Genomic DNA, 14,148 nt, shown 5'->3' on the forward strand with positions numbered 1-14,148 from the left:
TGGGCGCTGCCCGGCGGTTGACACCCGACGACGCCAGCCCGTGCGACGACGTGCCGGCTCAGGCGGCCAGGGCGGCGGTGAGCCGGCGGGCCTCGGCGACGAGCCGGCTGCCGCCGCCCCGGGCCACCACGTCGGCCAGCCCCGGTACCTCGATCCGCACGCCCGTCGCGGTCGCCGTGTCCGCCGCCAGCGCCAGCAGGTCCGGCGTGCCCCGGGGCGGCGTCGGCGCGCCGAGCAGCGGCGGCAACGCCGCGGCGAGAAGCCGCCACACGCTCAGCGGGGCGCCCGCCGCCACCGCGTCGCGCAGCGGCGTGACCGCCCGGGTCAGCGTCACCTGCCCGCCGGCCGCCAGCGCGCCGAGGTGCCCGCCGGTCGCCGGCGCGTCCAGGTCACCGGCGGCGGCCAGGATCAGCACCGCGTCGAGCGTGGCCACCCGGTCCGCCTCGTGGCGGGCGCACAACCCGTAGGCCAGCGCCAGATCGAGGGCCGGTCCGCCCGCGCCCGTGCACTCGGCCAGCACCGGCAGGGCGGCGGCGTGCCCGAGGGTGTCCTCCTGCGCCGCGCCGGCCACCTCGGGCAGCAGGTGCGCGGCGACCACGCCCCGGTGGCCGGGCAGGACGGCCGGCCAGACGTCACCCCAGCCGTCGGTCCACCGGCCGATCGGCGTGGGCGTCAGGGTGAGCAGGCCGAGCCGGTCCTCGACGCCGTCCGGCGGGGTGAGCGCGACGAGCGTCCGGCCCTCGGGCAACTGGTCGTAGCCCCAGTCGTACCCGGCCGACCGCGCCCGCCGGCCCACCGTCACCACCTGCTGCGCGGGGGCCGGCACGGCGTCGCCGCGCAGCCAGCGGGCCAGCTCGTCACCAGCCGGCGTGCGCAGCGCCGCGGCGCGTTCGGCCAGCGGCCCGTCGACGCCGGCCGGCAGGCGCAGCAGAGCCTGCGCGAGATCCCAGCGCCACACCGGACGGTCACCCAGCGCCGCCAGCCGTTCGTAGAGTGCCACCGGCTCGATCGCCCCGGTGACCGAGGTCGGCGCGGACAGCAGGCCCGGATCGTCGCGGCCGTCCAGCCGCTGCCCGATCTCGGCCAGCCGGGTGCAGGCGAGCTGGACGGGCGCGGGCCGGCGTGTGGCCGGAACCGGCGGACCACCCCGGAACGGGAGCGGCGCGCGCGGGCGGGACTCGGCCAGCAGCGTGCTCCACTGGTCGCGGCGGGTCGCCGCCTCGGCCTCGCCGCAGACGGCCAGCAGGAGCCCGTGCATCTGGACCGAGCGGTTGAACACCGACCAGGGATGGTCGTACGCGCCGACCCGCTCGCGGCGCACCACAGGCAGGAGCGCCGCCGCGAGCCGTTCGCGGTCGGCGGTGCCGAGCCGGACCAGCCCGTCCATGACGCGTTCCGCCGTCAGCGCGGGCCAGCGTCGGCCGAGCGACGCCGCGACCTCCTCCACCAGTTCGTCCACGTCCTGGATCGGCGGCGGCGCGGCCGCTGCCGGCAGCGGCGGCGGCAGGTCGTCGCGGGCCTCGGCCACTGAGGCGACGGCCACCGGCCGGTGACCGTGGCGCTGCGCCAGCGTCAGCGCGCGCTCACGCAGGCCGGCGTCCGGATGGCCGGCCGCCACGGCGAGCACCGCACCGATCTCCGGGGCCCGGTCCGGGTGCTGCCGGGCCAGCCGGTCGAGCCAGGACACCTGCGCCCGGACCAGCGCCTTCTCCGGCCGGGCCAGCACCGTCCGGGCGGCCTCCCACAGCGCCTCGGGCTCGGCGACGTCACCGGCCTGCCGCAGCGTCCGCTGGGCGGCGCGGGCCACCGGCCCCGGCCCGTCGGCGAGCAGCCGCAGATAGGCGCTCGACCGCACCGCCACCTCGTCCGGGGTCGGCGCCAGCAGGTCGTGCAGGACCAGGAACGGGCGCAGCGCGCCCGGCCGGTCGCCGCGCAGCAGCCGGCCCAGGACGCCGTTGAGCAGGACCGCCCGGTCGAGCCGGCCCTCCGCCGCCAGCGCCACCAGCGCCCGGGGCACCGCCTCCGTGCCCGTACCGTCGCCGCGGGCCAGCTCGGTGCCCACCCCGTCCACCTCGAACAGGCGCGGCAACAGCGCGTCGAGGAACGGGTCCGCGCGCAGCCGGTCCACGGTCGGCGGTCGCGTCCCGCGTGGGTCCGGCCAGCCCTGCGCGGCGGCCCAGCCTCGCACGAAGTCGTCCCCGGTCGGCGGCGGAGCCTTCTCGGCCGTCAGGAGGCCAGCGACGAACCGCCAGCCCGCGACCATCCGGTCCCGGGGGAGCCGGTCGGCCAGCTTGTACGCCACGTCGGCCAGCCAGGTCACCCCGCGTTCCCGGGCGACGTCGACCACCGGTGCCGCGTCGACGCCGTTCAGCCAGACCGAGCGGCGGCCGAGCAGCGCGGCCACCTTCGTCGGGGTGCTCAGCGTCCCCACCGCTGCGACCGCCAGCGTCGCCGCCTCGCCCTGCCACCACCAGGCGTCCCGCCTGCGGCGCACGTCGGCGACCAGCTCGTCGCCGAGTGCCCGCCGGGCCGGCTCGTCCAACCCGGCCAGGGCCGACCGGACCTGCGACATCCTGCCGCGCACCACCGCCTCGACGAAGCCGGTCACGACAGCGCCCCCACCGGCGCCGCGACCATCGACACGGCCAGCGCGTGCCTGCACGGCCCCCGCTGCCCGCGGTGCCGCGCCCACCAGCGGCAGGAACAGGAGTACGCGCCGTCCGGGTGCCGGCGTACCCGGTAGGTCTCGGCGTCGGTGCGTACCGTCGCGTTCTCGCCGTCGCGCTCGACGGCGCCGCGCTCGACGAGCGCACGCGCGCCGACCAGCCGCGGGTTGTCCCGCTCCGCGCGGCCCGCGTCGTAGGGCATCACCCGGTGGAAGTACGCCCCGTCCGCCACGTCGTACCCGACCCGCCCGGCGGTGCCCAGCTGGGCGAGCGCGGCACGCACCCGCTCGTCGGGCAGCGCGGCGGCGTCGGCCAGCGCGGCCACGTCGATCGCCGGATCCCAGTTGAGCAGCGCGCCCACCAGCTCCGCGTCGTCGACCACGTCGTCACCGGCGAGCGCCGCCAGGGCAGCGCCCTCACCGGAGAAACCCCGGTACGGCTCGGGGGACAGCGTCAGCGACAGCCGCAACGCCCCGGTGTCCAGCTCCCACGTGCTCGGCACGGCGGGGGAACCGGCGCGCACCGCCGGGCCGTACACCCGCAGGGTGCGCGCGTGCCGCAGCACGCCGCGCAGCGCCGCGAGCCGGCCCGCGCCGGCCAGGCAGACAGCGCCCGGCACCGGGCGGGAGGTCAGCCGCAGCGTACGCCCGGCGGGCACCGCCCACAGCACACTCCGGTCACCGGCGGCGGGCAGCCGGCGCAGGAACGCCGCCGCCTCCGCCGCCGCGATCTCGGCGCGCGGCTCGAAGCCGGCGGTGAGCACGTGCACCTCGGCGAAGCCGCGCAGCCAGCGGCCGGGCAGCGGCACCTTCCGCTCGACCACCGAGCCGTCCATGGTGGAGACGGTCAGGTCGTCCGGGCCGACCGCCACGTGCAGCGGCTCGATGCCGTCCACCCGGGCCAGCGCCTCCCGCAGCGGCGGGTTCACGTCCACGTTCGTGGTGCCGTGGCCGCTGATCTCCCCGTCCAGCCCGGCCGGCAGCACGTCCATCCGCGCGTACACCCCGCAGCAGCCGGAGAACGACTCGAACCGCAGGCGGCCGCGGCTGCCGGTCACCACCGGGTCCAGACTGGCCGGGTTGACCGGCTGGTGGTAGCGGGTGCGGGCCACCTCGGCGACGGCGAGCAGCCCGGCCGCCGCCGCGGCGGGAGCGGTGAGGAAACCGGCGAAGAAGCGCGGGTTGGCCGCCGGGCCGCCGCAGGTCTGCAGGTCGAGACCGGCGGCGCGCAGCGCGGACGGCTGAAGATATCGGTACGTCTGGACGGCGTTCACGGCGCAGACCGTAGAGGGACCGACCGACAAAAGCGCGACGGTCCTGCTAGCTTCCCCTGATGTTCGCCCACGCCCTCACCGACGACGCCGAGCTGCGTCCACTGTCGCCCTGGCACGCCGACGAGTTCCTGGCCAACCTCGACCGCTGCCGCGACCACATCTCGCCCTGGGTCGGCGCGTCCTTCGTCGCCACCGACGCCGAGTCGGCCCGCAAGGTCCTCCAGGCGTACGCCGACCGGTGGGCCCGCGACGACGGCGGCATCTGGGGCATCTGGCAGCGCGGCACGCTCGTCGGCGGCGTGCTGTTCGTGTCGCTGAGCACCGAACGCGGGGTGTGCGAGGCCGGCTGCTGGCTGGAACCCGGCGCCGAGGGGCAGGGCCTGGTCACCCGCGCCGCCCGCTTCGTCATCGACTGGGCGGTACGGGAGCGCGGCATCCACCGCGTCGAGTGGGTCACGAAGGCCGGCAACGACCGCAGCATCGCCGTCGCGCGGCGGCTCGGCATGAGCCGCGACGGCGTCATGCGCGGCGCCGCACCGACGCCCGACGGCCGCGCCGACCTGGAGGTCTGGTCCGTGCTGGCGCCGGAGTGGACCGCCTGACCGGGAAATTGTCGTACCCGGACGTGAACATCTGTCCATGGCTGTCCCCGCACTGGCCGACCGGTCCCCCCAGCCGCGCGCCCTGCCGCTGCGCGAGGTCCGCACCCGGCTCACCCAGCTCGTCTCCCTGGCCGAGCTGACCGACACCGTCACAGTCGTCACCCGCGACGGCGACCCCCGGCCGGTCGCCGCGATCGTGCCCGCGTCCGCCGCCCGCACCGGCGCCCAGGCCCGCGCCGACGCCGAACGCGTCGCCGCGATCAGCGCCGGCTGGGCCCGCCGCCTGGAGGAGCTGCACCGGCAGTCCAGCCGGCGGCACGCCGCCGAGTTGCGGGCGCTGGCCGACGCGCTCGCCGAGGCGTGGGCCGAACTGGACCGCCGCGCGCCGGCCGGCGACGCGGCGCTGGCCCGGCTGCGCGCCGCGCACGCCGATCTGCTGCGCCGCTGACCCGTGGCGTCCCGCCGGTCTACGCGGGACGCCATGGACGTGCGGTCAGCTCCGGCCGCGCTCGGCCCGGTAGCGGCGGATCAGCTCGGCGGTCGAGGTGTCCACGTCGGCCAGGTCCGGGTCCGGCCCGGTGAGCTTCCGCGCGAGCTGGTTGGCCATCACCTTGCCCAGCTCCACACCCCACTGGTCGAAGGCGTTGATGTCCCAGATCGCGGCCTCGGTGAACGTGATGTGCTCGTAGAGCGCGATCAGCTGACCCAGCGTCGCCGGGGTGAGCTTCGGCGCCAGGATCGAGGTGGTCGGGTGGTTGCCCGCCATCACCCGGTGCGCCACCACCTCGGGCGCGGTGCCCTCGGCCTCCACCTGCTCCCGGGTCCGCCCGAACGCCAGCGCGGCGGTCTGGGCGAAGAAGTTCGACATGAACAGGTCGTGCATGTCGCCCAGGTCGTGGTTGGGCCGGCTGAACGCGATGAAGTCCGCCGGGATCAGCCGGGTGCCCTGGTGGATGAGCTGGTAGAACGCGTGCTGGCCGTTGGTGCCCGGCTCGCCCCAGAAGATCTCCCCGGTCGGGTACGTCACGGGTGAGCCGTCGACGCGTACCGACTTGCCGTTGCTCTCCATGGTGAGCTGCTGGAGGTAGGCGGGGAACCGGTGCAGGTACTGCGAGTAGGGCAGCACCGCGTGGGTCTCCGCGCCGAGGAAGTCGGTGTACCAGACGTTGAGCAGGCCGAGCAGCGCCGGCACGTTGCGCTCCACCGGGGCGGACCGGAAGTGCTCGTCGACCGCGTGGTAGCCGGCCAGCATCTCGCGGAACCGGTCCGGCCCGATCGCCAGCATGACCGACAGGCCGACCGCGGACGGCAGCGAGTAGCGCCCGCCCACCCAGTCCCAGAAGCCGAACATGTTCTCCGGGTCGATGCCGAAGTCGCGGACCCGCTGCTCGTTGGTGCTGACCGCGACGAAGTGCCGGGCGATCGCGTCGTCGTCGGCGTCCAGCCCGGCCAGCAGCCAGCGCCGCGCCTGGTCGGCGTTGGCGAGCGTCTCCTGGGTGGAGAACGTCTTGGACACCACGACGAACAGCGTGCTCGCCGGGTCCAGGTCGGCGGTCTTGTCGTGGATGTCGGTCGGGTCGATGTTCGACACGAACCGGCAGCTGATGCCCGCGTCGCGGTACGCCTTCAGCGCCTCGTACGCCATCACCGGCCCGAGGTCCGACCCGCCGATGCCGATGTTCACCACCGTGGTGATCCGCTCGCCGGTGTGGCCCCGCCACGAGCCGGAGCGCACCCGCTGCGCGAACGCCGACATGCGGTCCAGCACGGCGTGCACGTCGGCGACCACGTCCTGGCCGTCCACGGTGAGCGACGCGTCCGCTGGCAGGCGCAGCGCGGTGTGCAGCACCGCCCGGTCCTCGGTGACGTTGATGTGCCGGCCGGCGAACATGGCCGCGATCCGGTCGGTCAGGCCGACCCGCTCGGCGAGCGCGCCGAGCAGCGCGATGGTCTCGTCGGTGACCAGGTTCTTGCTGTAGTCCACGTGCAGGTCGGCGACCTCACCGGTGAGCCGCTCACCCCGCTGCCCGTCGGCGGCGAACAGGTCGCGCAGGTGCGTGCCGCGCATCGCCTCGGCGTGCTTGCGCAGCGCCTGCCATTCGTCGGTGGTGGTGACGTCCACAGCCATCGGGTCGATCTTCTCCTTCACGACGGGCGGTCGGCCGGCGCGCGCCGGCGAACCCCACAAGCCTGCCACCCGGACCGGTCGCGCGCGACGCGACCCGGCGGCGACCACCGTGCGGGCGGGTCTTTCCGGTCACCGCCGCGGGACACGCCGTTGGGACGCCTGTACGACACGCCGGTTACTGAAAGACATATTTCGATAGCGGAACGTAGTATCCAGCGTTGCTGCCCGAACGCGTCGAGGGGGTGCCATGGCCGGGGTGATCCACCCTCGTCCACCGTCCGACCCGGAGGAGCCGGCGGGGGAGACGACCCTGCCCGAGCTGGTCGATCCGCACTGGATGCACCGGGCCACCGAGCTGGCCCACACCGGATTCTGGTCGGTGGCACGCCGGCTGCCCGCGTTGATCCGCGAGGCGATCACCCTCGCCTGGGCGACCAGCCGCCGGGACGCCGCCGCGTCGCTGGGTCTCAACGTCGCCGCCGGTGTGCTCACCACGCTGGGCCTGCTCGCCACCACCGGAGTGCTCCACCAGCTGTTCGCCGCCGGCCCGACACCGGACCGCATCCGGGCGGCGCTGCCCGCCCTGACGCTGGCGGCGGCCGCCGTCGCCGGGCGCGGCGCGCTGACCATCGCCGCCGGATGGGCGCAGGCCCGGCTTGTACCGCAGATCAACTTCACAGTGGAGCGGCGGCTGTTCGAGACGACCTCAGCGGTGGAGCTGGCCGCCTTCGACGACGCCGGTTTCGCCGAGGAGATCGACCGCGCCCGCGACCGGGGACTGGTCGAGGCGGGCTCCCTGGTCAACGACACGGTCAACCTGGTCACCGGTGTGGTCGGCGTGATCGCCACGGCTACCGCGGTGACGATCATCCACCCGCTTCTGCTGCCCTGCCTGGTCGTCGCCGCCGCGCCGGAGGCGGTGACGGCGGTGCGGATGGCCCGCCGCCAGCACGTCGACTGGCTCGCCCGGATCACCCGGCGGCGACGCAAGTGGATGCTGGGCGACCTGATGGCCAACCGGCACACCGCGGCCGAGATCCGCGCGTACCAGATGCGCGACTTCCTGCTCTCGGAGTACCACCTCATGACGCGCCTGGAGACCCGCGCCGAGCTGCGCCTGGCCCGGGCGCAGACGATCACCCGGGCGATCGGCCTGTCCGTCACTGGGATCGCCACGTTCGGGCTCTACGCGGTTCTGGGGACGTTGCTCGTCGGGGGCGTGGTGGCGCTCGCGGCGGCGGCCACCGCGCTGCTCGCGCTCCAGTCCGCGCGTACGAGCCTGCGCACGGCGATCTTCGCCACCAACTCGCTCTACGAGGACGCCCTCTACTACCAGGACTACCGCGACTTCCTCGACCGGGCGACCCGGCGGATTCCGGCCGGCGGGCACCTGCCGGTCGACGGGTTCACGCGCATCGACGTCGAACGGGTCAGCCTGCGCTACCCGGACACCGACAGCGCGGCGGTCGACGAGGTCAGCCTCACGGTCCGGCGCGGTGAGGTGATCGCGCTGGTGGGGGAGAACGGCTCCGGCAAGACCACCCTCGCGAAGCTGATCGCCGGCCTGTACCGGCCCACCGGCGGCACGATCCGCTGGGACGGCGTGGACGCCGCCGAACTGGACCCACGGCAGACCGCCGCCCAGGTCGCGGTGATGAGCCAGGACTGGTGGAGGTTCCCGTTCACCGCCCGGCAGAACATCCGCGTCGGCCGCCACGACCGTGCCGGCGGGCCCGGGCCCAGCGTGGAGACCGCCGCCCGCGACGCCGCCGCCCACGACATGATCAGCGAGCTGCCGTTCGGGTACGACACGCTGCTGGACCGGCAGTTCAAGGACGGCCAGGACCTGTCCGGTGGGCAGTGGCAGCGGCTGGTGGCCGCACGCGGCCTCTACCGTGACGCCCGGCTGCTGATCTGCGACGAGCCGTCCGCGGCGCTTGACGCGCGTGCCGAGCACGCCCTCTTCCAGCACCTGCGGCGGCACCCGGACCGGGCCGTCGTGCTGATCACCCACCGGCTCGCCAACGTCCGGCACGCCGACCGGATCTTCGTGATGGACCACGGCCGGCTCGTGCAGTCAGGCGACCACGACACGCTGATGGCCCAGGGCGGGCTCTACCGAGAGCTGTTCGAGTTGCAGGCGGCCGGCTACCTCGCCGGCAGCGCGGAACCCGCCGACGGTTGACCTCCAGCGCACTCGAACTCCTACCGTGACCGGACCGCGCGCCACCCGGCTGGCGCGGTGCAACCCAGGGAGTTCACATGCGCTATCGCGTCCTCGGCGGCACCGGCATCGAGGTCAGCGTCCACTGCCTCGGCGCCATGATGTTCGGCGCGGTCGGCAACCCCGACCACGACGACTGCGTCCGGATCGTCCACAAGGCACTCGATCAGGGGATCAACTTCGTGGACACCGCCGACATGTACTCGGCCGGCGAATCGGAGGAGATCGTCGGCAAGGCCCTGCGCGGCCGCCGCGACGACGTGGTGCTCGCCACGAAGGTCCACTTCCCGATGGGGGAGGGGCCCAACCGGGGCGGCAACTCGCGACGCTGGATCGTCCGGGCGGTCGAGGACAGCCTGCGCCGGCTCGGCACCGACTGGATCGACCTCTACCAGGTGCACCGTCCCGACCACACCACCGACGTCGAGGAGACGCTCGGCGCGTTGACCGACCTGGTCCGGGCCGGGAAGATCCGCGCGTTCGGCTGCTCGACCTTCCCGGCCGAGGAGATCGTGGAGGCGCACCACGTCGCCGAGCGGCGGGCGCTCGGCCGCTTCCGCACCGAGCAGCCGCCGTACTCGATCCTGGCGCGCGGCATCGAGACGTCGGTGCTGCCGGTCTGCCGCCGCTACCGGATGGGTGTGCTGGTGTGGAGCCCGCTGGCCTCCGGGTTCCTGTCCGGCCGGTACCGGCCGGACAGGAACCCGGAGGCCAGCGGGCTCCACACCAGCACACCCATCCGGTAGCGGCGGCAGACCGGCAGCACCGACGTCTCGATGCCGCGCGCCAGGATCGAGTACGGCGGCTGCTCGGTGCGGAAGCGGCCGAGCGCCCGCCGCTCGGCGACGTGGTGCGCCTCCACGATCTCCTCGGCCGGGAAGGTCGAGCAGCCGAACGCGCGGATCTTCCCGGCCCGGACCAGGTCGGTCAACGCGCCGAGCGTCTCCTCGACGTCGGTGGTGTGGTCGGGACGGTGCACCTGGTAGAGGTCGATCCAGTCGGTGCCGAGCCGGCGCAGGCTGTCCTCGACCGCCCGGACGATCCAGCGTCGCGAGTTGCCGCCCCGGTTGGGCCCCTCCCCCATCGGGAAGTGGACCTTCGTGGCGAGCACCACGTCGTCGCGGCGGCCGCGCAGGGCCTTGCCGACGATCTCCTCCGATTCGCCGGCCGAGTACATGTCGGCGGTGTCCACGAAGTTGATCCCCTGATCGAGTGCCTTGTGGACGATCCGGACGCAGTCGTCGTGGTCGGGGTTGCCGACCGCGCCGAACATCATGGCGCCGAGGCAGTGGACGCTGACCTCGATGCCGGTGCCGCCGAGGACGCGATAGCGCATGTGAACTCCCTGGGTTGCACCGCGCCAGCCGGGTGGCGCGCGGTCCGGTCACGGTAGGAGTTCGAGTGCGCTGGAGGTCAACCGTCGGCGGGTTCCGCGCTGCCGGCGAGGTAGCCGGCCGCCTGCAACTCGAACAGCTCTCGGTAGAGCCCGCCCTGGGCCATCAGCGTGTCGTGGTCGCCTGACTGCACGAGCCGGCCGTGGTCCATCACGAAGATCCGGTCGGCGTGCCGGACGTTGGCGAGCCGGTGGGTGATCAGCACGACGGCCCGGTCCGGGTGCCGCCGCAGGTGCTGGAAGAGGGCGTGCTCGGCACGCGCGTCAAGCGCCGCGGACGGCTCGTCGCAGATCAGCAGCCGGGCGTCACGGTAGAGGCCGCGTGCGGCCACCAGCCGCTGCCACTGCCCACCGGACAGGTCCTGGCCGTCCTTGAACTGCCGGTCCAGCAGCGTGTCGTACCCGAACGGCAGCTCGCTGATCATGTCGTGGGCGGCGGCGTCGCGGGCGGCGGTCTCCACGCTGGGCCCGGGCCCGCCGGCACGGTCGTGGCGGCCGACGCGGATGTTCTGCCGGGCGGTGAACGGGAACCTCCACCAGTCCTGGCTCATCACCGCGACCTGGGCGGCGGTCTGCCGTGGGTCCAGTTCGGCGGCGTCCACGCCGTCCCAGCGGATCGTGCCGCCGGTGGGCCGGTACAGGCCGGCGATCAGCTTCGCGAGGGTGGTCTTGCCGGAGCCGTTCTCCCCCACCAGCGCGATCACCTCACCGCGCCGGACCGTGAGGCTGACCTCGTCGACCGCCGCGCTGTCGGTGTCCGGGTAGCGCAGGCTGACCCGTTCGACGTCGATGCGCGTGAACCCGTCGACCGGCAGGTGCCCGCCGGCCGGAATCCGCCGGGTCGCCCGGTCGAGGAAGTCGCGGTAGTCCTGGTAGTAGAGGGCGTCCTCGTAGAGCGAGTTGGTGGCGAAGATCGCCGTGCGCAGGCTCGTACGCGCGGACTGGAGCGCGAGCAGCGCGGTGGCCGCCGCCGCGAGCGCCACCACGCCCCCGACGAGCAACGTCCCCAGAACCGCGTAGAGCCCGAACGTGGCGATCCCAGTGACGGACAGGCCGATCGCCCGGGTGATCGTCTGCGCCCGGGCCAGGCGCAGCTCGGCGCGGGTCTCCAGGCGCGTCATGAGGTGGTACTCCGAGAGCAGGAAGTCGCGCATCTGGTACGCGCGGATCTCGGCCGCGGTGTGCCGGTTGGCCATCAGGTCGCCCAGCATCCACTTGCGTCGCCGCCGGGTGATCCGGGCGAGCCAGTCGACGTGCTGGCGGCGGGCCATCCGCACCGCCGTCACCGCCTCCGGCGCGGCGGCGACGACCAGGCAGGGCAGCAGAAGCGGGTGGATGATCGTCACCGCGGTAGCCGTGGCGATCACGCCGACCACACCGGTGACCAGGTTGACCGTGTCGTTGACCAGGGAGCCCGCCTCGACCAGTCCCCGGTCGCGGGCGCGGTCGATCTCCTCGGCGAAACCGGCGTCGTCGAAGGCGGCCAGCTCCACCGCTGAGGTCGTCTCGAACAGCCGCCGCTCCACTGTGAAGTTGATCTGCGGTACAAGCCGGGCCTGCGCCCATCCGGCGGCGATGGTCAGCGCGCCGCGCCCGGCGACGGCGGCCGCCGCCAGCGTCAGGGCGGGCAGCGCCGCCCGGATGCGGTCCGGTGTCGGGCCGGCGGCGAACAGCTGGTGGAGCACTCCGGTGGTGGCGAGCAGGCCCAGCGTGGTGAGCACACCGGCGGCGACGTTGAGACCCAGCGACGCGGCGGTGTCCCGGCGGCTGGTCGCCCAGGCGAGGGTGATCGCCTCGCGGATCAACGCGGGCAGCCGGCGTGCCACCGACCAGAATCCGGTGTGGGCCAGCTCGGTGGCCCGGTGCATCCAGTGCGGATCGACCAGCTCGGGCAGGGTCGTCTCCCCCGCCGGCTCCTCCGGGTCGGACGGTGGACGAGGGTGGATCACCCCGGCCATGGCACCCCCTCGACGCGTTCGGGCAGCAACGCTGGATACTACGTTCCGCTATCGAAATATGTCTTTCAGTAACCGGCGTGTCGTACAGGCGTCCCAACGGCGTGTCCCGCGGCGGTGACCGGAAAGACCCGCCCGCACGGTGGTCGCCGCCGGGTCGCGTCGCGCGCGACCGGTCCGGGTGGCAGGCTTGTGGGGTTCGCCGGCGCGCGCCGGCCGACCGCCCGTCGTGAAGGAGAAGATCGACCCGATGGCTGTGGACGTCACCACCACCGACGAATGGCAGGCGCTGCGCAAGCACGCCGAGGCGATGCGCGGCACGCACCTGCGCGACCTGTTCGCCGCCGACGGGCAGCGGGGTGAGCGGCTCACCGGTGAGGTCGCCGACCTGCACGTGGACTACAGCAAGAACCTGGTCACCGACGAGACCATCGCGCTGCTCGGCGCGCTCGCCGAGCGGGTCGGCCTGACCGACCGGATCGCGGCCATGTTCGCCGGCCGGCACATCAACGTCACCGAGGACCGGGCGGTGCTGCACACCGCGCTGCGCCTGCCAGCGGACGCGTCGCTCACCGTGGACGGCCAGGACGTGGTCGCCGACGTGCACGCCGTGCTGGACCGCATGTCGGCGTTCGCGCAGCGGGTGCGCTCCGGCTCGTGGCGGGGCCACACCGGCGAGCGGATCACCACGGTGGTGAACATCGGCATCGGCGGGTCGGACCTCGGGCCGGTGATGGCGTACGAGGCGCTGAAGGCGTACCGCGACGCGGGCATCAGCTGCCGGTTCGTGTCGAACATCGACCCGACCGACATCCACGACAAGACCGCCGACCTGGACCCGGCGAGCACGCTGTTCGTCGTGGTGTCCAAGACGTTCTCCACCCAGGAGACGCTCGCCAACGCCGACCAGGCGCGGCGCTGGCTGCTGGCCGGGCTGGACGCCGACGACGACGCGATCGCCCGGCACTTCGTCGCGGTCAGCACCAACGAGCAGCGGGTCCGCGACTTCGGCATCGACCCGGAGAACATGTTCGGCTTCTGGGACTGGGTGGGCGGGCGCTACTCGCTGCCGTCCGCGGTCGGCCTGTCGGTCATGCTGGCGATCGGGCCGGACCGGTTCCGCGAGATGCTGGCCGGCTACCACGCGGTCGACGAGCACTTCCGGTCCGCCCCGGTGGAGCGCAACGTGCCGGCGCTGCTCGGCCTGCTCAACGTCTGGTACACCGACTTCCTCGGCGCGGAGACCCACGCGGTGCTGCCCTACTCGCAGTACCTGCACCGGTTCCCCGCCTACCTCCAGCAGCTCACCATGGAGAGCAACGGCAAGTCGGTACGCGTCGACGGCTCACCCGTGACGTACCCGACCGGGGAGATCTTCTGGGGCGAGCCGGGCACCAACGGCCAGCACGCGTTCTACCAGCTCATCCACCAGGGCACCCGGCTGATCCCGGCGGACTTCATCGCGTTCAGCCGGCCCAACCACGACCTGGGCGACATGCACGACCTGTTCATGTCGAACTTCTTCGCCCAGACCGCCGCGCTGGCGTTCGGGCGGACCCGGGAGCAGGTGGAGGCCGAGGGCACCGCGCCCGAGGTGGTGGCGCACCGGGTGATGGCGGGCAACCACCCGACCACCTCGATCCTGGCGCCGAAGCTCACCCCGGCGACGCTGGGTCAGCTGATCGCGCTCTACGAGCACATCACGTTCACCGAGGCCGCGATCTGGGACATCAACGCCTTCGACCAGTGGGGTGTGGAGCTGGGCAAGGTGATGGCCAACCAGCTCGCGCGGAAGCTCACCGGGCCGGACCCGGACCTGGCCGACGTGGACACCTCGACCGCCGAGCTGATCCGCCGCTACCGGGCCGAGCGCGGCCGGAGCTGACCGCACGTCCATGGCGTCCCGC

8 protein-coding genes and 2 pseudogenes are annotated in these 14,148 nt (G+C 73.9%); 5 read left to right on the forward strand and 5 right to left on the reverse strand.

Annotation, left to right across the window (positions count from 1 at the left end):
- Positions 1-58: 58 nt before the first annotated feature.
- Both ABD52_RS00490 and ABD52_RS00495 read right to left on the reverse strand, forming a co-directional pair.
- The gene (locus ABD52_RS00490) at positions 59-2,608 is read right to left on the reverse strand and encodes a hypothetical protein (RefSeq protein WP_047890434.1); all 2,550 of its coding nucleotides are present in this window, start codon (positions 2,606-2,608) and stop codon (positions 59-61) included.
- A complete protein-coding gene (locus tag ABD52_RS00495) occupies positions 2,605-3,939 on the reverse strand; it encodes an SWIM zinc finger family protein (protein ID WP_047890418.1) in 1,335 nt (444 codons plus the stop codon). Before ABD52_RS00495 ends, ABD52_RS00490 begins: the two co-directional genes overlap by 4 nt.
- 59 nt (positions 3,940-3,998) lie before the next feature.
- Here ABD52_RS00495 and ABD52_RS00500 point away from each other — a divergent pair, with 59 nt between their 5' ends.
- The gene (locus ABD52_RS00500; RefSeq protein ID WP_013286746.1) at positions 3,999-4,541 is read left to right on the forward strand and encodes a GNAT family N-acetyltransferase; all 543 of its coding nucleotides are present in this window, start codon (positions 3,999-4,001) and stop codon (positions 4,539-4,541) included.
- Positions 4,542-4,578: 37 nt separating this feature from the next.
- A complete protein-coding gene (locus ABD52_RS00505) occupies positions 4,579-4,989 on the forward strand; it encodes a hypothetical protein (protein WP_047890419.1) in 411 nt (136 codons plus the stop codon).
- 45 nt (positions 4,990-5,034) lie between these two features.
- Here ABD52_RS00505 and pgi (ABD52_RS00510) read toward each other — a convergent pair whose 3' ends face one another.
- Positions 5,035-6,669: a glucose-6-phosphate isomerase gene (pgi, locus tag ABD52_RS00510; RefSeq protein ID WP_047890435.1), complete on the reverse strand. Its 1,635-nt coding sequence runs from the start codon at positions 6,667-6,669 to the stop codon at positions 5,035-5,037.
- A gap of 247 nt (positions 6,670-6,916) precedes the next feature.
- Here pgi (ABD52_RS00510) and ABD52_RS00515 point away from each other — a divergent pair, with 247 nt between their 5' ends.
- Complete coding sequence (locus ABD52_RS00515; protein WP_047890420.1) at positions 6,917-8,854, forward strand: ABC transporter ATP-binding protein; 1,938 nt, start codon at positions 6,917-6,919, stop codon at positions 8,852-8,854.
- A gap of 77 nt (positions 8,855-8,931) precedes the next feature.
- A pseudogene (locus ABD52_RS00520) lies at positions 8,932-9,585 on the forward strand (aldo/keto reductase); the annotation flags it as partial.
- Here the strand turns inward: ABD52_RS00520 and ABD52_RS00525 are convergent.
- Together ABD52_RS00525 and ABD52_RS00530 are read right to left on the reverse strand one after the other, a co-directional pair.
- Positions 9,576-10,229: pseudogene (locus ABD52_RS00525) on the reverse strand (aldo/keto reductase); the annotation flags it as partial. The pseudogenes ABD52_RS00520 and ABD52_RS00525 overlap by 10 nt on opposite strands.
- Before the next feature lie 77 nt (positions 10,230-10,306).
- Entirely contained in the window at positions 10,307-12,244 is a 1,938-nt protein-coding gene (locus ABD52_RS00530; protein ID WP_047890421.1) for an ABC transporter ATP-binding protein, read from the reverse strand.
- A 247-nt stretch (positions 12,245-12,491) separates the two neighbouring features.
- Here ABD52_RS00530 and pgi (ABD52_RS00535) point away from each other — a divergent pair, with 247 nt between their 5' ends.
- On the forward strand, positions 12,492-14,126 hold the full coding sequence (gene pgi / locus ABD52_RS00535; protein ID WP_047890435.1) for a glucose-6-phosphate isomerase: 1,635 nt from the start codon (positions 12,492-12,494) through the stop codon (positions 14,124-14,126).
- Positions 14,127-14,148 lie beyond the last annotated feature (22 nt).

Origin of the sequence: Micromonospora sp. RV43, from assembly GCF_001029515.1 — a bacterium.
GTDB classification, from domain to species: Bacteria; Actinomycetota; Actinomycetes; order Mycobacteriales; family Micromonosporaceae; genus Micromonospora; species Micromonospora aurantiaca.

What these genes read in the sequence shown, in the direction of transcription:
- ABD52_RS00500 (WP_013286746.1), top strand. Translation starts at nt 3,999, where the DNA reads ATGTTCGCCCACGCCCTCACCGACGACGCCGAGCTGCGTCCACTGTCG.
- ABD52_RS00505 (WP_047890419.1), top strand. Translation starts at nt 4,579, where the DNA reads ATGGCTGTCCCCGCACTGGCCGACCGGTCCCCCCAGCCGCGCGCCCTG.
- pgi (WP_047890435.1), bottom strand. Translation starts at nt 6,669, where the DNA reads ATGGCTGTGGACGTCACCACCACCGACGAATGGCAGGCGCTGCGCAAG.
- ABD52_RS00515 (WP_047890420.1), top strand. Translation starts at nt 6,917, where the DNA reads ATGGCCGGGGTGATCCACCCTCGTCCACCGTCCGACCCGGAGGAGCCG.
- ABD52_RS00530 (WP_047890421.1), bottom strand. Translation starts at nt 12,244, where the DNA reads ATGGCCGGGGTGATCCACCCTCGTCCACCGTCCGACCCGGAGGAGCCG.
- pgi (WP_047890435.1), top strand. Translation starts at nt 12,492, where the DNA reads ATGGCTGTGGACGTCACCACCACCGACGAATGGCAGGCGCTGCGCAAG.